Below are 18,993 nucleotides of genomic sequence, written 5' to 3' on the forward strand. Positions count from 1 at the left end.
CCCGCACCCGCCTCCTGTCGCGTGTCGCCGTCCGTTCCGCGCGACATCTGTCGAGCCCCGTCGCCACCGCGCTCAGGTCCCTCCCGCGTCCTCCGGGACCGCCGGGCCGGCGCGTCGCAGCAGCTCGCGCGCGCGGCGCAGGCTGGCCATGTCGATCATCTCGCCGTCGACGGCGATCGCGCCGTCGCCGCGCGCCAGCGCGGCGTCGTAGGCCTCCACGACGCGCCGGGCCCACGCCACCTGCTCGGCGTTGGAGAACGCCGCGTTGACGATCGCCACCTGGGCGGGATGGATGCAGCACTTGCCCTGGAACCCCAGCCCGCGGACGTTCTCGGACTCCTCGCGCAGCCCGTCGTGGTCGGCGAACTGCACCCAGACGGTGTCCAGCGGCGGATCGATCCCCGCCGCGGCCGACTCCAGCACGAGCTTGGAGCGCGCGAACAGGAGCCCCTCGCCGCTCGCCGTCCAGCGGAAGTCGATCTCGGCCGAGAGGTCCAGCGCACCGAGCAGCAGGACCCGGACGGCGGGATGGCTGGCCACGTCGAACGCGCGGTGCACGCCCAGCGCGGTCTCGAGGATCGCGATGACCGGCGGCAGGTCGCCGGGCAGCGCGGCCAGCGCCTCGGGCGTGGCCTTGGGCACGAGCACCGCTCCGACGCCAAGCCGGCGCGCCCAGGCCAGGTCGTCCTGAGCCCACGGGGTCTCCAGCGCGTTGACGCGCACGATGGCGCCGCGCCGGTCGCCGGCGGCGCGGAACGCCTCCTCGATCGTCGCCCGGGCGCCCTCCTTGGCCTCGGGGGCCACGGCGTCCTCGAGGTCGGCGACGACGACGTCGGCCTCCGACGCGAGGGCCTTGCCGAGCTTGCGGGGGTCGTCGCCGGGCGCGAACAGCAGGCTGCGCAGCGGGGCGATCACCGGGCCACCGCCGCGTCGAGGCCGTCGGTGACGCGCGCCAGCGCGGTGGGGTCGATCCCCAGCTCGCCGGCCAGCTGCACGGCGGTGCGCCCGAGCGTGATGTAGGTGTCGCGGCCCAGCGCGTCGCCGGCGTCGCCCAGCGCGGCGACGTGGCGCGCGACGGTGGCGTCGTCGCCGCGGCGCAGCGGGCCGCTGAGCGCCGCGGGCAGTCCCTGGACGCGCAGGTTCTCCACCGTGCCGTCCATGAGCGGCAGCAGCGCGGCCAGCGCGTCGTCGGCCGGCCAGCCGAGGCCCTCGAGCACCCGCTGGGCGCGGGCGGCGAGCGCGACGACGCAGCCCGAGGCCAGGACGGCGGCGGCGTGGTAGAGCGTGCGCTGCTCGTCGGGCACGTGGCGCGGCCGCGCGCCGATCGCGACGGCCAGCGCCTCCAGGCGCGCCAGCAGCGCGGGCGTCGTGGCGTCGATCGCGACCGTCGCGCCGCGGAACGCCTCGGCGCCCCGCACCTCCGGGAACGGCTGCAGCGGGTGGAACGAGCCGACGACCGTCCCGGCCGGGGCCAGGACGCCGAGGCCGAGCGCGCCGCTGGCGTGCACGACGCCCCCGCCCTCGGGCAGCGGCGTGCCGGTCAGGCCCGCCGCGACGGCCGGCAGCGCCTGGTCGGGCACGGCGACCACGACGACGTCGGCCGCGGCCGTCAGCGCGGGCGCCGGCGGCTCGGCGCCCGGGGCCAGGTCGTGGGCGATGCCGGCCTCCTGCAGCGCCGCCGCCAGCGAGCGCCCGACGCGCCCGCGGCCGAGGACGAGCACCCTCATGCGCGGCCGTCCCGGCTCATGCCGTCATGGAGATGAGCGCGCGGCCGAGGTTGGCCTTCGAGCCCGCCCAGTCAGACGCCGTGATGGCGTCGTTGATCTGCTCCAGGGGATAGACCTGGGAGACGAGGTCGTCGAACGGCAGCTCGTCGCGGCGCCGGGCCAGCCAGTCCAGCGTGCGCGGCAGCATCCACTGCTCGTAGTTGACGATCCCGACCAACGTGCGGTTGGAGCGCACGATCTGCTGGGGCACGACCTCGGTCGCACGGTCGGCCATCGTGTTGCCGATGAGCACATAGCGGCCGCCGGCGCGCATGGACTGGATGCCCTCGGGCACGACGGCGGGCACGCCCGCCATCTCGATCACGACGTCGGCCCCGGCGCCGCCCGTCAGCCGCTGGATCTCGGCGATCCGCTCCTCGGGCGAGGTCAGCTGCGAGATGTCGATGGTCTCGTGGGCACCGAAGCGCCGGGCCAGCTCGAGGCGCTCGGGCACCATGTCGATCCCGATGACCAGGCCCGCGCCCGAGTCGCGGGCCAGCGCGGCGGCATAGATGCCCAGACCGCCGAGGCCCTGGACGACGACGGTGTCGCCGAAGCGGATCTGGCCGGCGTGCACACCGGCCAGAGCCTGGGCGATCGCGCAGTTGGCCGGAACGGCGTGCTCGGTCTTGGTCGCCTCGGGCAGCTTGTAGATCCACTGGCCCTCGCGCAGCACGTAGTAGTCGCCGAACGCACCGTGGAAGTGCGGCGGGTCATACACGGTCAACGGCGCACGCACCGCGTAGCGGTTGGGACAGGCCACCGAGCCCGCAGCGCAGGTCGGGCAGCCATCGCAGACCCGGAAGTACGCATAGGCCACCCGATCGCCCTCACGCAGCTCGCGGCCCAGCGTGTCGCGCTTGCGCCGCTCGCCGAGCTCGACGATCTCGCCGATCATCTCGTGCCCCGACGCGCACGGCAGCGCGGTCAGCATCCCGAGCTCACCACGGTACATGTGCACGTCGGAGCCGCAGATCCCCGCAGCCAGCACGCGCACGAGCACCTGGTCGGGCTCGGGCCTGAGCACCGGAAACTCGTCGATCTCAAACGGCGTGTTCGGCCCAGGCGAAAAGGCGATGCGTCCCTTCACACAGATCACTCCCAACTCGTGCAGCCGCGCGGGGACCGCCTCTGCGGCCGCGCGCGCCGCGTGGATCACGTCGTGGTGGCCGCCGGGGACGGCGCCCGCGCGGGGCGCCGCCCTCCGCTCAGGCCGCGGAGCGCCCGATCACCGCGCGGCGGCGGTGATGCAGACGTTCTTGACCTGCGTGTACTCGTGGACGACCTCGAGGCCCTTCTCGCGCCCGATGCCGCTCTTCTTGTAGCCGCCGAAGGGCAGCTCGATGCCCCCGCCGGCGCCGTAGTTGTTGATGAACACCTGGCCGGCCTCGATCTTGCGCGCGAAGAACATGGCGCGGCTGACGTCCTTCGTCCACACGCCCGAGGCCAGCCCGAACTCCGTGTCGTTGGCGATGTGCAGCGCCTCCTCCCAGCTGCCGAACGGGATGACGCTGAGCACCGGCCCGAAGATCTCCTCGCAGGCCAGGCGGTCCTTGGGCCCGACCTCGTCGAAGACCGTCGGCTTGACGAAGTAGCCGCCCGACGGCGCGCCGCCGACGGGCTCCTCGCCGCCGGTCACCAGCTTGGCCCCGGAGTCGCGGCCCGCGCGGATCGCGCCGCGAATCCGGTCGAGCTGGCGCTCGGAGATGACCGGGCCCATGTCGGCCCCGTCGACCGGGGCGCCCACGTTGATCGCCGAGATCGCGTCGTTGAGCGCGTCCAAGACGTCGTCGCGGATGCTGTGGTGGGTCAGGATGCGCGTGCCGGCCGAGCACACCTGCCCGGCGGTGACCAGCGCCGAGCCGACGATCGCCTTCGTCGCCGCCTCGATGTCGGCGTCGTCGAACAGGATCTGCGGGGACTTGCCCCCGAGCTCGAGCGTGACCGGGGTGATCTGCGGCGCCGCGGCCTGCATGATCGCCGCACCGGTCTGGATCGAGCCGGTGAACGTCACGTGCGCGACGTCGGGATGGGTCACCAGGCGGTTGCCGGCCTCGATCGCGCCGGGGACGACGTTGAGCACGCCCGCGGGCAGCCCCGCATCGTTGATGACCTGGGCCAGGGCCAGCACGGCCGCCGGCGCCTGCTCGTTGGCCTTGAGCACGACGGTGTTGGCGGCGGCCAGCGCCGGGGCCGTGCTGCGGCCCAGCATCTGCAGCGGGCCGTTGAAGGGGGTGATGATCGCGCAGACGCCGTAGGGCTCGCGCAGGGTGAAGTCGATGAAGTCGGGGCCGAGCGGGATCGACTCGCCGTGGATCTTGTCGGCCAGGCCGCCGTAGTACTCGAAGTACCGTGCGGCGTTGGCGGCGTCGCCGTGGGCGAACGCCGGCGGGTGGCCGGTGTTCTGCATGACGAGGTGGGCGAGCTCCTCGGCGTGCTCGCGGATCGCGGCGGCGACGGCGAACAGGATGCGGGCGCGCTCGGCGGGCATCGAGTCGCGCCAGTGCTCGACGTAGGCCCGGCGGGCGGCCGCCACGGCGCGGTCGACGTCGCCGACGCCGGCCAGCGGTGCGGTGCCGAGCTCGGCGCCGGTCGAAGGGTCGACGAGCGTGATCTGCCCGTCCTGGCCTGCGGAGACGGCCTCGCCGTCGATCAGCATGGGATAGGTCTGCAGTGCCGTGGTGCTCATGTCGTCCTCTCGGTTCGGAGAGCTGGATGGTGATGGTCGGGTCGCGCCGGCGCCAGGTCGGTCACAGCGGCATCGTCGCGACGACGCGGGTGCCGCCGCGGGGGCGCGGTCCGATCCGGAACGAGCCGCCGCAGGCGCTCATGGCGCACTGCAGCGACCGCATGCCGTGCGACGGCTCCGCGGACGGGCTGAGCCCGAGGCCCTCGTCGGTGACCACGACGACGAGCCGGTCGCCGGCGCTGGCGCGCACGACGACGGCGACGCGGTCCGTGGCCCCGTGCTTGAGGGCGTTGAGCGCCGACTCGCGCACCAGGCGCACCACGGTGGCCACTTCGGCGGCCGCCAGCGTCGCCGTGCGGGCGCGCACGCCGGGCGCGGCGTGCAGCGCGATGCGACAGCCGAAGTCGGCCTCCAGGTCGCAGGCCATCGCGTCCAGCCCCTGCAGCAGGTCGGCCTGCGCGCGCTCGGCCTGGTCGACCAGCCCGCGCAGCGAGCCCTGGGCGCGCGCCACGAGCTCGTGGGCGCGCGCGGCGTGGGGGCCGGCGCCGGCGCCGGCCAGGCCCAGCTCCATCTCGGCGGCGAACAGCAGCTGGATCGCCTCGTCGTGGATCTGCTCGGCCAGCCGCGCGCGCTCTGCGCGGCAGCTCGCCGCGAGCGTCACCTGCTGGGAGGCGTCGGTGCGCAGCAGCTCGCCGACGACCTCGGCCAGCCGGCCCAGCGCCCGCTCCTGGCCGGCGGTCGGCGGCGCCTGGGCGGGCCCGTAGGTCAGCCGGGCCCCGCCCGGCAGCGTCGTGCCCGCGGTGCCCGGTGCGCCGTGGCCCTCGCCCCAGCGCACGGTCTCGGCCCCGGCGTGCTCGACGGCGATGGAGCGGCGGCCGAGCAGCGGCCCGAGCGCGTCGAGCGCGGTGCGCAGCGCGGCGGTGACCCCGGCCGTCGACCGCGCGCGCAGGACCATGTCGCACAGGACGCGCTCGGTCAGCGCCTCGAGGCTCTCGTCGGGCGCGGCGGGCGCCCGGACGACGCCGTCGGCCCGCCCCCGCTGGTGCGGCGGGCGACCGCTGCGGCGCTGCACGGCCTGGGGCGTCATCTCAGAGCTCCTCCGTCGGCGAGACCAGGCCGTTGCGGATGGCCTTGGCCACCAGCTCGGTCTTGTTGCGCACCTTCAGCGTGGTCTTGAGCTTCTGGATGTGGAACCGGACCGTGGACTCGGCGAGGAACAGCTCCTGGCCGATCTCGCGGTCGGTGAGGCCCGCGGCGGCCAGCTCGAGCACCTGGGACTGCTGGGTGGTGACCGGCGAGGCGACGGGCGACAGCGCGTGCTGGCGGGCGACGACGCTGGCCGCCTGCTCGACGGTGTGCGAGGCCGCGCCGCTGCGCAGGTCCTCCAGGGCGCGGCGCAGCTCGTCCAGGCCGGCCGACTTCGTGACGTAGCGCCAGGCGCCCGCGCGGTGGGCGGCGCGCACCGCCTCCTCGCTGAGGTAGCCGCTGAGGACGAGGACCCGGAGGCCGGGCAGCGCCGCCAGCAGCTTGCGACACAGGTCGTCCCCGCGCATGTCGCCCATGCGGAAGTCGACGATCGCGACGTCGGGCGCGAGCTCGCGCACCCGGCGCAGCGCGAGGCCGCCGCTGGACGCCTCGCCGACCACCGTGAACCCACCCCACGCCTCGAGCGTGGCCCGCAACCCGGCCCGGACGATCTCGTGATCGTCGACCAGAAGCACCTCCATGGGACCCATCCGGCTCTCTCCTCTCTCTCGCCGACTGCCCTGGACCCGAGCGGCTGACCCCGCCCTAGCCTTCGCCCTCCGGCACCGACCACCGCCGTGCGACCCTCATCGCGTCACCCCCGTGCCGCCGCTGCCGCCTCTCGCGCGGCGATCCCGGGGCGGCGACCCGCGCAGCCTGGCGCCCGGGCCCGGGCAGGGCCGGGTGGGGACGCTCATGGGCGGGTCGAGAACTGCGCTCTCCGGAGGATCCACGCGTGCACCGTTTCCAATGGCATTGGACAGCGTTGTACCGACCGTACCATCGATTCCGGGCGGCGGGTCGCAGAGACGACCGACTGTCGCTTACGACGAGTCCGCGGGATGCCCGGCACGGGCATGGGACGACGCGCGCCCCGCCTACAGGCGCGGCCGGTGGCGGAGCACGACGACCTTGCGATCGGTGAGCTCCTCGACCATCGCGCGCACGCCCTCGCGCCCGAAGCCCGAGGTCCCCGTGCCGCCGTAGGGCATGTTGTCGATCCGCCAGGCGTTGGCGCCGTTGACGATCACGCCGCCGGCGTTGACCTGGTCGGCCAGCGTCAGCGCGATGTCGATGTCCTGGGTGAACAGCCCGACGTGCAGCGCGCCGCCGACCGCGTTGGTCTCGGCGACGGCCTCCTCGAGGCTGCCGACGGCCGCGACGGCGATGACCGGGCCGAAGATCTCCCGGCGCAGCACGTCCATCTCCCCCGTCGCCGCCGACAGGACCGTCGGCTGCACGAGCGCGCCCTCGCGCGTGCCGCCCTGCACGACGCGGGCGCCCTGGGCCACCGCGGCGTCGACCATCGCCTGCACCCGCTCGGCCGCCTGCTCGGTGACCATCGGGCCCACGGCCGTCTCGGGATCCATCGGGTCTCCGGCGCGCACCTTGGCGACCCGCTCGGCCAGGCGGTCGACGAGCGCGTCGTGGACGTCGGCGTGCACGTAGATGCGCTGCACGCTGATGCAGGCCTGGCCCGAGCGCACGAAGCCGCCCGCGACGCAGTGGTCGGCGACCTCGTCGAGGTCGGCGTCGGCCGCGACGATGACCGAGCCCACGCCGCCGAGCTCGAGGTGGACGTGCTTGCGCGGGACGGCGTCCTTGATGACCCAGCCGAACTCACCGCCGGTGAAGCTCACCACGGGCAGCCGCGGGTCCTTGATGAGCGCCATCGTCTCCTCGTTGCCCACCGGCAGCACGGCCAGCGCGTCGGCCGGCCAGCCGGCGCCGACGACGATCTCGCCGAACTCCACGCCCGCCATCGGCCCCGCCGGGGCGGGCTTGAGGATGATGGGCGCCCCGGCCGCGATGGCCGGCGCGACCTTGTGGGCGGCGATGAGCAGCGGGCCGTTGAACGCCGTGATCCCCAGGACCGGGCCGTAGGGCACCCGGCGCACGATCGCCATCGTGTCGCGCCCGCGGGGCGAGGCGGCGACGTTGACCATGTCGTCGAAGCCCTCGCGGGTGGCGGCCGCGGTCAGGGTGAACACGTCGATGGCGCGCTCGACCTCGAGCACCATGTCGCGGTGCGTCAGGAAGCCGCTCTCGCGCGCGAGGTCCTCGGCCAGGCGCTCGGCGTCGGCCGCCAGCGCGAGCGCGACGCGGTCCAGGATCGCCGCGCGGTCGGCCGGGCTCAGGCGCCGGGTCGCGCCGGCCGCCGTGACGACGCCCGCGACGGCTCGCTCGATGACCTCCGGGGTGACCCGCTCGCGGCGTCCCGCGACGAGCGCGGGGGCCGGCTCGGCGACGGCGCTGCCGCCGGCCGCGGCCGACGTGGTGGACTCGCTCATGAGATCTCCTCTCGCGCGACATCGCGCTCGAGCAGCTCGCGACGCGCGAGCTTGCCCGTATCGGTCTTGGGGAGGTCGCCCACGACGTGCACGCGCGCGGGGACCTTGAACATCGCGATGCGCTCCTTGCAGAAGGCCCGGAGCTCCTCGGCCGTCGGGGCGGTGCCCGCGACGGGGACCACGAAGGCGACGACGACCTCGCCCATCCGCTCGTCCGGCGCCCCGATCACGGCCACGTCGGCCACGTCATCGCGCAGCGCGAGGAACTCCTCGACCTCGCGCGGGGCGACGTTGATGCCGCCCGTCTTGATCATCTCGGTCGCGCGCGCGGCGAAGTGCACGCAGCCCTCGGCGTCCAGGTGCGCCAGGTCGCCCGTGCGGAACCACCCGTCCTCGCCGAAGGCCGCGCCCGCGCCGGAGGTGTCGTTCCTGTAGCCGCGCGTGATGTAGCCCCTGACGTGCAGCTCGCCGACCTCGCCGGGCGGCAGCTCGGAGCCGTCCTCGCCGAGGACGCGCAGGCTGACGCCCGGCAGCGGTGGGCCCTGGCACTCGGCCCGGCGCTCCAGCGGCCAGGTCGACGGCGTCACGCAGCAGTTGCCGTAGGTCTCCGTGCCGCCGTAGATGTTCGAGATGGCGGTGATGCCCAGCACCTCGGCGGTGCGGCGCAACTCGGCCGGCGGGCCGAGCGTCAGGCCGCGCTCCAGCGTCTGCGTGCGCTGCGGCGCGAAGTCCGGATGGCCCAGCAGGGCGCCGGTGATGTTCGGCAGCGTGTAGGCCGCGGTGGCGCCGTGGGCCTCGATGAGGTCCAGGGCCTCGCCGGGCTCGAAGGACTCCTGGAGCACGAGCGCGCCGCCGTGCGTCAGCGTGGCGGGCAGCGCGTTGGTCGCCCCGTAGGCCCAGAACAGCGGGATGGACACCCAGACGCGGTCGGCGTCGGTGAGGCCCATCCGCTCGCCGATGGCGAAGCCGTTCTCGACGACCCCGTACTGCTGGAGCGGCACCGCCTTCGGGCGTGCGCTGGAGCCCGAGGTGTACAGCACGAACGCGTCGTCGGCGGCCGAGCCGACCGGCGGAGCCGGCGGGGCGCCGTCGGCCTGCAGCGACGAGAACCCGATCGCGCCCTCGGGCACCCGGTCGCCGATCACCACCACCTCGCGCAGCCGAGGGAAGCGCTCGGTCGGCAGGGCCTGCGTCCCGAGCTCGGGGACGAGCTCGCTCAGCGTCTCGAGGTAGTCGCGGGCCTTGTAGCCGTCGAGCAGGACCAGGATCTCGACCTCGGAGTGGCCGAGCATGTAGTCCAGGTCCCACGCCTTGGCGAACGTGTTGAACGTCGCCACGGTGGCGCCGAGGCGCATCGCGGCCAGCGCGGTGGCGACCCACTCCCAGCGGTTCGTGCACAGCAGGCCCAGCGTGCCGCCCGGCCCCAGGCCCAGGCCCGCCAGCCCGGCGGCCAGGCCGTCGACGACGGCGTCCAGCTCGGCGTAGGTCAGCGTCCGATCGCCGGCGATCACCACGGGCCGGTCCGGCGCGGCTGCGGTCTGCTCCCGCAGGAGGTCGGACAGGTGGCGGCTGTACGGCCGGCGCCCGGTCGTCATCGCGCCAATGTACGGCCCGGCTGTCGGCCTTTCAACGTCGTCGGAACGACCGCGCAGGTGGACTAGCGTCACCGCTAGGTCATCCTGGAATCCGCCGGCCGGGCGTGCCGGCGGGCGTCGGCTGGTGGATCCGCCATGTCCGGCGCCTGTACCTTGACCTCGCTCTCGAGCCCAACGATCGGAGAGTTGTCGCACGATGCAGGACCTGTCGGCCATCGACCTGACCACGACGACCTTCGTCGACCTGACCCAGCCCCTGTTCTCCGGCATGCCGGGCTCCAAGGTCCACGGCCGGGCCGAGGTCTGGACGGAGCACCCCTTCCCGGCGGGCTACCCCGACGGCTGCCACATCGCCGTCACGCACATCAAGCTCGCGGTGCACCTCGGCACGCACGTCGACGCCCCGCGCCACTTCATCCCCGACGGCAAGACCGTCGACGAGTTCGACCTCGAGCGCTTCGTGCGCCCGGCCGTGACGATCCACCTCCCACGCCAGGGCTCGGTGCCGGTGACCGCCGACGAGCTCGCGCCGCACATGGACGAGGTGCAGCCCGGCGACTTCGTGTTCCTCTACTTCGGCTACGCCGAGCGCTTCCTGGACGAGGACTTCCACGAGCACCCCTACCTCACCCTGGACGCGGCGCAGTACCTGCTGCAGCGCGGCGTCAGCGGGCTGGGCGTCGACACCGTCACGCCGGACATGCCGGCCCAGCACCGCCCGCCCGACTTCGACTTCCCCGTGCACAAGACGCTGTTGGGCGTCGACGTGCTCATCTTCGAGAACCTGGGCCCGGGCCTGGCGCAGATCGCCGGGACGCGGCGCCTCGTGGTCGCCGCGCCGCTGCCGCTGGCCGGCGACGGCGCGCTCGTGACGCCGTTCGCGGTGGTGCCCGCCCCGGCATGACCGGCAACTGGAACCGGTGGGGGCCCGAGGACGAGCGCGGTGCGCCGAACCTGGTGACCGGCGCCATGGTCGCCGCCGCGGCCGGGCTCGTGCAGACGGGCCGCGTCCTGTCCCTCGGCCAGCTCCTGGACCCCGGAATGCCCGTCAGCGAGGGCCGGACCGAGTTGTCGCACTACATGGAGCGCGACGGTGGCGACTACGCGATCGGCGGCCGCGTCATGGGGCGCTCGCGGTTCAGCGACGACGTCGTGGTCATGGGCATGCACACGGGCACGCACATCGACGCGCTCGTGCACGTCTGGTACGACGAGGAGCTCTACAACGGTCACCCGCAGTCCTCCGTGCGCAGCCGCGGCGCGAGCCGCTGCGGGATCGACAAGCTGGGCCCGATCGTCGCGCGCGGCGTGCTGCTCGACGTCGCCGCGCACCGCGGCGTCGACGCGCTGGCGGTCGAGGGCGGCGCGATCGGCCCGGGCGAGCTGCAGGCCTGCGCGGAGAGCCAGGGCGTGGCCCTCGGCGCCGGCGACGTCGTCCTGGTCCGCACGGGCTGGCTCGGTGCCTGCGGCGACGACGGCGAGCGCTTCTTCGGCGGCGAGCCCGGCATCGACGTCGACGCCGCACGCTGGCTGGCCGAGCGCGACGTCGCGGTGGTGGGCTGCGACAACTACGCCGTGGAGACGATCGTGCCCGGCGTCACCGCGGGCTTCCCCGTCCACGAGGTGCTGCTGCGCGACTGCGGCGTGCCGCTCATCGAGAGCGTCGTGCTCGACGAGCTGGCCGCCTCCGGCCGCCACGAGTTCCTGTTCGTCGTGAGCCCCCTGCCGCTGCGCGGGGGCACCGCGAGCCCCGTCGCCCCCCTGGCGATCCTCTGACGTGTCCGCCGCGGCCGACACCCGCCCCGACGGCGCCCTGGCCGGCGTCACGGTCATCGACCTCACCCAGCAGCTGCCCGGTCCGTACGCGACGCTCCTGCTCGTCGGGCTCGGGGCGCGGGTCATCAAGATCGAGCCGCCGAGCCTGGACGTCGGGCGCTGGCTGGACCCGCCGATGTTCGAGGCGGTCAACGCGGGCAAGGAGTCGGTGGTCCTCGACCTCAAGCGCCCCGAGGCCCAGGAGGCCCTGCAACGCCTGGCGGCCACGGCCGACGTGCTCGTCGAGGGCTTCCGGCCCGGGGTGGCCGCGCGGCTGGGCGCGGGCGCCGAGGCGCTGGCGGCCGTCAACCCCGGCCTCGTGTACTGCTCGATCTCGGGCTTCGGCGCCGGCGGCCCCTACCGCGACGTCCCCGGCCACGACCTCAACTACCTCGGGATCGCCGGTGGCCTGCAGGCCGGCGCATCCGGGCCCGAGGAGATCGCGATGCCGATCGTCGACCTGGCGGCGGGCACGATGGCCGCGCTGTCGGTCGTCGCCGCGCTGCTGCGCCGCCGCGCCGGCGGCCCGGGCGCCGAGCTCGACGTGTCGATGCTCGACAGCGCGGTCTTCTGGTCGCACGCCAAGGTGCCGCCCGGGGCCGGTCCGGCGGGCGATCGCCTCCCGGGCGGGGAGCCGACCTACGGCGTCTTCACCGCCGCCGACGGGCGGCAGGTCAGCCTCGGCGTGCTCGAGGACAAGTTCTGGCGCAGCCTCTGCCGGGCCCTGAGCTGGAGCGACTGGCAGGACGAGCCGTCGCTGGCCACCCACGCCCAGCGGCGCGGCCGCGCGCCGGAGATCCACGCCCGCCTGGTCGACGCGATCGCCGCCCGCCCGCGCGACCACCTCATGGCCGACTTCCTGGCCCAGGACGTCCCGGCCGCGCCGGTGCACACCCACGCCGAGGCGCCCGACGACCCGCAGGTGCGGCTGCGCGGGCTGTTCGCCGAGGCCGTGGGCGACGCGCTGCCGCGAGCGCTGCCGCCGCTGCCTCCGGCGCTGCGGGCGTTCTCGCCCCAGGACCGCGCCCCCGCCCCGGGCGCCGACACCGAGCGAGTGCTCGGCGCCCTGGGCTACGGCCCGGAGGAGCTCGGACGCCTGCGCGAGTCGGGGCGGTACCGGCATGACGCCCCCCGGCCCCCGGGCGTCACGCGCCGCCGCCGCTGCCGCTGCCGCGGCCGACCCCCCGGCGCCGCGATCCAGCGCGGCCATCACGCAGGGACTGGGCACCCGCGTGCGGACCCTGCGCCACCAGCGCGGCCTGACGTTGCGGTCGGTCGCCGCGCAGGCCCAGATCAGCCCGAGCCTGCTCAGCCAGATCGAGCGCGGCGAGGCCAGCCCGTCGCTCGTGTCGCTCGTGGCCATCGCCGACGCCCTGGTCGTCAGCCCCGGCGACCTGCTCAAGGACGATGACGACCGCCCGTCGACCTCCCCGGTCGTGCGCCGCGACGAGCGCCACATCATCGAGGACCCGCTGTGCCGGCGCGAATACCTCATGCACCTCGACGACCCCTACCTCGAGGTGGCCGAGCTCTTCGTGGCCCCGGGCGGCCAGTCGCGCCCGGCGCTGGCCAAGCACCTGGGCCGGGACTACGGCGTGGTCATCGAGGGCGAGGTCGTCGTCGAGTTCTCCCACGGCACCGAGACGCTGGGACCGGGCGACTACATCGCGTTCGACTCCGGCGACCCGCACCGCATCGTCAACGCCTCGGACCGGCCGGCGCGGGTCCTGTGGATCGTCGTGCTCGCCGGCGGGGAGCGCCGCGTCGGGCCGCGCGGCCGGCGCGGCGGCGGCGATTGACCGTGCCGGACCGCGCGAAATACATTTCTGCTGCAACTATTCCAATCTCATCAAACAGACGGGTCAACGTGCCGCAGCTGCGGCCCCCAGCGAGGAGAGCGACATGACGGACGCGACGACGGTCGGCGGGCAGGCGCAGCGCCTGGCCGGCAAGACGGCGATCATCACCGGTGGCGCCTCGGGCATCGGCCTCTGCGCCGTGAAGCGCTTCCTGGCCGAAGGCGCCAACGTGGTGTCGGTCGACCTCAACGACGACGCGGTGCAGGCCTCCGTCAAGGGTGCGGGCGACAAGGCGTTCGGCAAGGCCGTCGACATCACCGACCCCGACGGCGTCGAGGCGCTCGTGGCCGAGACGATCGACCGCTTCGGCAAGCTCGACATCTACTACAACAACGCCGGCATCCCCCAGATCGCCTGCAACGTCGAGGACCTCGAGCTCGACGAGTTCCGCCGCCAGTGCGAGGTCAACCTCACCGGCTGCTTCATCGCCGCCAAGACGGTCATCCCCCGCTTCAAGGCCCAGGGCTCGGGCGTGCTGCTCTTCACCGCCTCGGTCTCCGGCCTGCGCCCGCGGCCGCAGCTGGCCGGCTACACCGCCGCCAAGGCCGGCGCGATCGGCCTGGCCAAGCAGATCGCCATCGAGGTCGCCGAGCACAACATCCGCGTCAACGCGGTCTGCCCGGTCTCGACCGACACGCCGATGCTCAAGCAGTTCGGCGTCGGCGACCACACGACGGCCAAGGCGACGCCCATGGGCCGCCTGAGCCAGCCCGAGGAGTCCGCGGCCGCCGCGGCGTGGCTGGCCTCCGACGACGCCTCGTTCATCACCGGCCACGCGTTCGCCGTCGACGGCGGCCGCTCGATCTAGGGGCCCGGCCGTGAGCCTGCGCCCCGACGGCGCGCGTGTGTGGCGGTTCGCGCTGATCGACGGACCCAACATGCCGAGCCTCGGGGCGCGGGACAAGGTCCTCTACGGGCCGATCCGCTCGATCGGCGATCTCCACGACCTGGTGCGCAGCTTCGCCGCCGAGCTCGGCGTGGAGATCGAGTGCATGGCCTCCAACCACGAGGGCGAGATCCTGGACTTCATCCACGCGCGCGGCGCGGGCGTGGATGGCTTCCTCATCAACCCCGCGGGGCTGACGACCTACGGCGAGGCCACGCGCCACGCGCTGTCGGACACGGCCAAGCCGTTCGTGGAGGTCCACTTCTCCAACCTGGCCCGCCACCTCGAGGCGGTGTCGGGCACGCGGCCGCTGGAGTCGCGGTTCAGCAAGAGCGCCCGCGGGATGGTCATGGGGATGCGCCAGTACAGCTACCTCGGGGCGCTGCTGGCGCTCACGCTGTCGCTCGACGACGAGACGTTCCTCGGCGGCGACGGCCCCACGCAGTGAGCGCGGAGGCGATGCGCGCCGTCGTCCTCGAGCGCTTCGGGGAGCCGTCGGCGCTCGTGGCCGCCGAGGCCCCGAGGCCGCAGCGCGCGGCCGGCGAGCTGCTCGTGTCGGTGCGCGCCTGCGGCGTGTGCGGCCACGACCTGCTCGCGCGGCGCGGAGCGTTGGGCACGGCGCTGCCCCAGGTGCTGGGGCACGAGGTCGCGGGCGAGGTCCTGGAGGGCGACGAGGACGGGCGCTTCGCGCCGGGCGATCGGGTGGTGCTCAACCAGCGGATGTCCTGCGGGAAGTGCGCGGTCTGCCGCTCGGGGGCCACGAACCGCTGCGTGCGCGGCGCCGGGTTCTACGGCGACGACCTGCCGGGCGGCTACGCCGAGGTCATCCGGGCCGCGCCGTCCAACACGGTGGCGCTGCCCGACGCGCTGTCGTTCGTCCAGGCGGCGGCGCTGCCGTGCGGGATCTGCACGGGGCTGCACGCGCTGGGGCGGCTCGGCGTGCAGGCCGGCGACACCGTCCTGGTGACCGGCGCCGGCGGCGGCGTGGGGCTGCACGCGGTCGCACTCGCGCACCGCACGGGCGCACGGGCGATCGGCGTCGTGCGGCGGGCCGGGAAGGCCGCGGTCGTGCGGGACGCGGGCGCCGAGACCGTCATCGTCAACGACGACGGGGACTTCTCCCGCGCGGTCCGCGACGCGGCCGGCGGCGGGGTCGACGCGGTCGTCGAGTGCGTCGGCGCGCCCACGCTGGCGGGCTCGCTGCGGGCGCTGCGCGCCGGCGGGCGCGTGGCGCTCGTCGGCAACGTGGACCCCGAGGCCGTGGCGCTGCACCTCGGGCTCGTGATCCTCAAGGAGCTCGAGCTCCTGGGCTCCTCGCACGCGACGGTCGCCGAGCTCTCGGACGCCGTGGGCCTGGTGGCGGCGGGCGAGATCGCGCCGCACGTGTCGCACACCTTCCCGCTGGCCGACGCGGCGCAGGCCCACGCGCTCATCGAGCGCGGTGAGGCGACGGGCCGGGTGGTGCTGGAGGTGTGAGGGCGGCGTGGCGGTGGCGCGCCGCCCGAGCGGCGTTTCGGGGCCGGCGGGGATCGGCGAGCGCCGCGAGCGCCCCCGGCGCCCCTACCCCAGCGCCCGCACCGTCCCCTCGCGCACCGCGCGCTCGGCCCGTTCGCGCAGCACGGTCTTGGCGACCTTGTTGGTCGCGGTCCGCGGCAGGTCGTCGACGAAGTCGGCGAACATCGGGACCATGTGGCGCGGCAGGATCTCGCGGGTGAAGGCCAGCAGCGCGTCGGGGGCCAGCTCGGCGCCCTCGCGCACGATGACGTAGACGAAGACCTCGTCCTCCATGAGCTGCGAGGGCACGGGCACCGCCGCGACCTCCACGATGTCCGGGTGGCCGGCCACGAGGTCCTCGAGCACCATCGCCGAGATGTTCTCGCCGCGCCGGCGGATGACGTCCTTGGCCCGGCCGCGGAAGTACAGCCAGCCGTCCTCGGAGAGCTCGCCGAGGTCGCCGGAGTGGAAGCGCAGGTTGCGGAAGGCCTCCAGGCTCTCCTGTGGCCTGCCCAGGTACCCCGTGAACGCCGTGAACGGCTCGTGGGTGCGCAGCGCGATCTCCCCGACCGTCCCGCGCGGCAGGAGCTCGTCGCGCTCGCCGACGATCGCCACCTCGGTGCACGGGAGCACGAGACCGGTGCCGCCCGGGCGGTCGTAGCCCTCGCCCGGCCGGGTCAGCGACGACGGCAGCCACTCCGTCTGGGCGTAGGTGGTGGTGAACTCCAGCGCGAAGCGCTCGGCCAGCTCCGCGGCGTCGGGCGGCAGCGGGGCGAGGAACATCATCCGCGCCCCGTGGGCCCGCTCGGCCGGATGGGGGTCGCGGCCCTGCAGGATCTTGACCATGCTGCCCATGCCGTTGATCTGCGTGGCGCCGAGGGCGGCGACGTCGTCCCAGAACGCCCGAGCCGAGAAGTGCGGGCCGACGGCCAGCGCCGCGCCGCTGACCAGCGCGCCCGACAGCGAGTAGGCGGTGGCGTTGATGTGGAAGAACGGCAGGCACGTGTACAGCCGGTCCTGCACGCCGAGCCCCATGAACTCCGCCCACACGCCGCCGGCGGTGATCGCGTGCGCGTGCGTGACGGGGACGCCCTTGGGCATCCCCGTCGTGCCCGACGTGTAGAGCACCACGAACGGATCGCAGAACTCGACGTCGTCGCGCGCCTCCCGCGGCCCGGCGGAGGCGATGCGGCCGATCCAGTCCCCGTCGTCGGCGAGCACGACGGCCTCGGGCCCGCCGCCTGCGCGGCGGCCTGCGCGAAGACGCCGGCGTGCGTCGCGTCGACGAGCCCCAGCGCGCACGCGGAGTCCTGCAGGTAGTACGTGAGGACCTGGCCCTTGGCGTCGGTGTTCAGCGCCACGCCGACGGCGCCCAGCCGCGCGAGCGCCAGCAGGACGAGCACGTAGCGGGGCCCGCGGTCCAGCAGGATCGCCACCCGCGTGCCACGGCCCACCCCCCGTGCCGCCAGCGCCCCCGCCAGGTGCGCGATCTCGTGCTCGGCCTCGGCGTGGCTCCACGTCCGCTCGCGGGTGACCAGGAACGGCCGGCCCGGGCCCAGCGCCTGGCTGCGGGCCAGCATCGCCGGCACCGTCCGCTCCCCCAGGGGGACGGCGATCATGGGCGCGCGGGGTGGCGCACGAGGGCACGGGCGGCGTCGACCACCTCCCGGGCCCGGGGCAGGATCTCGGCCTCGAGCTGGCGCACCTGCGGGGACGGCACGCGATGGGCGCCGAGCCGCAGCACCGGCGCGGCGAGCCGGTCGAAGCAGCGCTCGGAGATCTCGGCGGCGACCTCGGCGCCCACGCCGAACGAGCGCACCGCATCGTGGACCACGATCGCGCGGCCCGTGCGCCGCACGGACTCCATGACGGTCCCGGCGTCCCACGGCTGGATCGTGCGCAGGTCGAGCACCTCGGCCGACACGCCCTCCTCGGCCAGCGCCGCGGCCGCCTCGGCGACGGCGTCCACCGCTGTGCCGTAGGTGACCAGCGTGACGTCGTCGCCCTCGGTCACCGTCCGCGCCAGCCCGATGGGGACCGGCTCGCCCGTGGGGTCGGGCCCGCGCGCCGCGTAGCGCCCGACGCTCTCGAAGAAGATCACCGGGTCGGGGTCGCGGATCGCCGCGCGCAGCAGGCCGTCGGCGTCGGCGGGCGTCGACGGCCACACGACCTTCAACCCGGGAATGTGCGCCCAGAGCGCCTCGAACGAGTTGGAGTGCTGGCCGCCGAGGCCGCCGTCGATCCCGACCCCGGTCTTGACCACGAGCGGCACCCGCGTCGCGCCGCCGGTGAAGTAGCGCAGCTTGGCGGCCTGGTTGACGAGCTGGTCGGCGGCGATGAGCAGGAAGTCGGAGAACACGATCTCGATGACGGGCCGCAGCCCCATCGTGGCCGCGCCGACCGCCGCGCCGACGCTGGCCAGCTCGGAGATCGGCGTGTCGCGCACGCGGTCGGGGCCGAAGGTCTCCAGCAGCCCGCGTGTGGAGCCGAACGTGCCGCCGGACTCCGCCACGTTCTGGCCGAAGATCACGACGGTGGGGTCGCGCTCCATCTCGCCGTGCAGCGCCTTGTTGATCGCCTGCCAGTACTTGGCGCTCATGCCGCGGCGCTCCGCTCGTCGTCGCCGTCGGCCAGCAGGAGCTCGCGGTCGGGCGGCGGGAGCGCGACGACCGCGTCCACGATGGCCTGCGCCCGCTCGCGCGCGGCCTGCACGAGCGCGGCGATCTCGGCGTCGTCCAGGCCCGCGGCCGCCATGGCGGCCTCCGTCGGGTCATGCGCCGCGCGCGCCGCGATGTCCTCCTTGTCGCGGTAGTGCTGCGTGTCGCCGGACCAGTGGCCGCGCGTGCGGTTGACGTGGGCGACGATCGCGCTCGGACCCTCCCCCGCGCGGGCGCGGGCCATCGCCTCCAGCGCCGCGGCGTGCACGGCCTCCACGTCGCCGCCGTCGACCTCGGCCGCGGGCATCGTGTAGGCCGCCGCGCGCTGGACCAGGCCGGTCGCCGCGGTGATGTCGGCCGAGGTCATGGCCTCGGTGAAGCCGTTGTCCTCGCAGACGAAGACGACCGGCAGGCGCCACACGACGGCCAGGTTCAGCGCCTCGTGGAAGGCCCCCGTGTTCGTCGCGCCGTCGCCGAAGCAGCTCACCGCGACGTTGCCCGTGCGGCGCACGTGCAGCGCGTAGGCCGCGCCGACGGCCAGCGGCAACCCCGCCCCGACGATGCCGTTCGTGCCGCCGACCCCGGCCGCGACGTCGACGAGGTGCATGTGGCCGCCGCGCCCGTGCGCCGGGCCGTCGACGCGCCCGAGCACCTCGGACACGGCGCGATGGGCGTCCATCCCCAGCAGAGCGCGTG

17 protein-coding genes and 3 pseudogenes are annotated in these 18,993 nt (G+C 74.7%); 8 read left to right on the forward strand and 12 right to left on the reverse strand.

What is annotated here, in order from left to right; all coding sequences use genetic code 11:
* Window positions 1–72: 72 nt before the first annotated feature.
* The 8 genes from FSW04_RS20430 to FSW04_RS20465 form a co-directional block, all read right to left on the reverse strand.
* Window positions 73–915 (reverse strand): HpcH/HpaI aldolase/citrate lyase family protein, encoded by an 843-nt coding sequence (locus FSW04_RS20430; RefSeq protein WP_146922073.1) that lies wholly within the window; start codon window positions 913–915, stop codon window positions 73–75.
* A complete protein-coding gene (locus FSW04_RS20435) occupies window positions 912–1,727 on the reverse strand; it encodes a DUF2520 domain-containing protein (RefSeq protein ID WP_146922074.1) in 816 nt (271 codons plus the stop codon). Before FSW04_RS20435 ends, FSW04_RS20430 begins: the two co-directional genes overlap by 4 nt.
* 16 nt (window positions 1,728–1,743) lie before the next feature.
* Complete coding sequence (locus FSW04_RS20440) at window positions 1,744–2,793, reverse strand: zinc-binding dehydrogenase (protein ID WP_187368951.1); 1,050 nt, start codon at window positions 2,791–2,793, stop codon at window positions 1,744–1,746.
* Window positions 2,794–2,994: 201 nt separating this feature from the next.
* The gene (locus FSW04_RS20445; protein WP_146922076.1) at window positions 2,995–4,455 is read right to left on the reverse strand and encodes an aldehyde dehydrogenase family protein; all 1,461 of its coding nucleotides are present in this window, start codon (window positions 4,453–4,455) and stop codon (window positions 2,995–2,997) included.
* A 61-nt stretch (window positions 4,456–4,516) separates the two neighbouring features.
* The gene (locus tag FSW04_RS20450; RefSeq protein WP_146922077.1) at window positions 4,517–5,542 is read right to left on the reverse strand and encodes a sensor histidine kinase; all 1,026 of its coding nucleotides are present in this window, start codon (window positions 5,540–5,542) and stop codon (window positions 4,517–4,519) included.
* A gap of 1 nt (window position 5,543) precedes the next feature.
* Entirely contained in the window at window positions 5,544–6,191 is a 648-nt protein-coding gene (locus FSW04_RS20455) for a response regulator transcription factor (protein WP_146922078.1), read from the reverse strand.
* Window positions 6,192–6,578: 387 nt separating this feature from the next.
* On the reverse strand, window positions 6,579–7,991 hold the full coding sequence (locus tag FSW04_RS20460; RefSeq protein WP_146922079.1) for an aldehyde dehydrogenase family protein: 1,413 nt from the start codon (window positions 7,989–7,991) through the stop codon (window positions 6,579–6,581).
* The gene (locus FSW04_RS20465; RefSeq protein ID WP_146922080.1) at window positions 7,988–9,586 is read right to left on the reverse strand and encodes a class I adenylate-forming enzyme family protein; all 1,599 of its coding nucleotides are present in this window, start codon (window positions 9,584–9,586) and stop codon (window positions 7,988–7,990) included. The genes FSW04_RS20460 and FSW04_RS20465 overlap by 4 nt, the downstream gene beginning before the upstream one ends.
* A gap of 196 nt (window positions 9,587–9,782) precedes the next feature.
* Between FSW04_RS20465 and FSW04_RS20470 the strand changes: the two genes are divergently transcribed.
* The 8 genes and pseudogenes from FSW04_RS20470 (at window position 9,783) to FSW04_RS20500 (ending at window position 15,622) form a co-directional block, all read left to right on the forward strand.
* Window positions 9,783–10,490, forward strand: coding sequence for a cyclase family protein (locus FSW04_RS20470; RefSeq protein ID WP_146922081.1), 708 nt, complete (start codon window positions 9,783–9,785; stop codon window positions 10,488–10,490).
* Window positions 10,487–11,362 (forward strand): cyclase family protein, encoded by an 876-nt coding sequence (locus tag FSW04_RS20475; RefSeq protein ID WP_146922082.1) that lies wholly within the window; start codon window positions 10,487–10,489, stop codon window positions 11,360–11,362. Before FSW04_RS20470 ends, FSW04_RS20475 begins: the two co-directional genes overlap by 4 nt.
* 1 nt (window position 11,363) lies before the next feature.
* Window positions 11,364–12,389, forward strand: a pseudogene (locus FSW04_RS27460) (CaiB/BaiF CoA transferase family protein); the annotation flags it as partial.
* A 133-nt stretch (window positions 12,390–12,522) separates the two neighbouring features.
* Window positions 12,523–12,756 (forward strand): annotated as a pseudogene (locus FSW04_RS28705) (helix-turn-helix domain-containing protein); the annotation flags it as partial.
* Window positions 12,757–13,200 carry a cupin domain-containing protein gene (locus FSW04_RS20485; RefSeq protein ID WP_267128257.1) on the forward strand — a complete coding sequence of 148 codons (444 nt, stop codon included), beginning with the start codon at window positions 12,757–12,759 and terminating at the stop codon, window positions 13,198–13,200.
* A gap of 103 nt (window positions 13,201–13,303) precedes the next feature.
* The gene (locus tag FSW04_RS20490) at window positions 13,304–14,068 is read left to right on the forward strand and encodes an SDR family NAD(P)-dependent oxidoreductase (RefSeq protein WP_146922085.1); all 765 of its coding nucleotides are present in this window, start codon (window positions 13,304–13,306) and stop codon (window positions 14,066–14,068) included.
* 10 nt (window positions 14,069–14,078) lie between these two features.
* Entirely contained in the window at window positions 14,079–14,594 is a 516-nt protein-coding gene (locus FSW04_RS20495) for a type II 3-dehydroquinate dehydratase (RefSeq protein WP_228430608.1), read from the forward strand.
* Between the two features lie 11 nt (window positions 14,595–14,605).
* A complete protein-coding gene (locus FSW04_RS20500) occupies window positions 14,606–15,622 on the forward strand; it encodes an alcohol dehydrogenase catalytic domain-containing protein (protein ID WP_146922086.1) in 1,017 nt (338 codons plus the stop codon).
* An 84-nt stretch (window positions 15,623–15,706) separates the two neighbouring features.
* On the opposite strand, the gene FSW04_RS20505 is transcribed toward FSW04_RS20500, so the two are convergent.
* The 4 genes and pseudogenes from FSW04_RS20505 to FSW04_RS26395 all read right to left on the reverse strand — a co-directional run bounded on the left by FSW04_RS20505 (window position 15,707) and on the right by FSW04_RS26395 (window position 18,976).
* A complete protein-coding gene (locus FSW04_RS20505; RefSeq protein WP_187368953.1) occupies window positions 15,707–16,861 on the reverse strand; it encodes an AMP-binding protein in 1,155 nt (384 codons plus the stop codon).
* A 113-nt stretch (window positions 16,862–16,974) separates the two neighbouring features.
* Window positions 16,975–17,259 (reverse strand): annotated as a pseudogene (locus FSW04_RS28710) (AMP-binding protein); the annotation flags it as partial.
* Window positions 17,256–18,239: an alpha-ketoacid dehydrogenase subunit beta gene (locus tag FSW04_RS20515; protein WP_146922088.1), complete on the reverse strand. Its 984-nt coding sequence runs from the start codon at window positions 18,237–18,239 to the stop codon at window positions 17,256–17,258. The gene FSW04_RS20515 and the pseudogene FSW04_RS28710, both read right to left, overlap by 4 nt.
* On the reverse strand, window positions 18,236–18,976 hold the full coding sequence (locus FSW04_RS26395) for a thiamine pyrophosphate-dependent dehydrogenase E1 component subunit alpha (RefSeq protein WP_187368954.1): 741 nt from the start codon (window positions 18,974–18,976) through the stop codon (window positions 18,236–18,238). The genes FSW04_RS20515 and FSW04_RS26395 overlap by 4 nt, the downstream gene beginning before the upstream one ends.
* Between the last annotated feature and the right edge of the window lie 17 nt (window positions 18,977–18,993).

The sequence above is a fragment of the Baekduia soli genome, assembly GCF_007970665.1.
In the GTDB taxonomy this organism is placed as follows: domain Bacteria; phylum Actinomycetota; class Thermoleophilia; order Solirubrobacterales; family Solirubrobacteraceae; genus Baekduia; species Baekduia soli.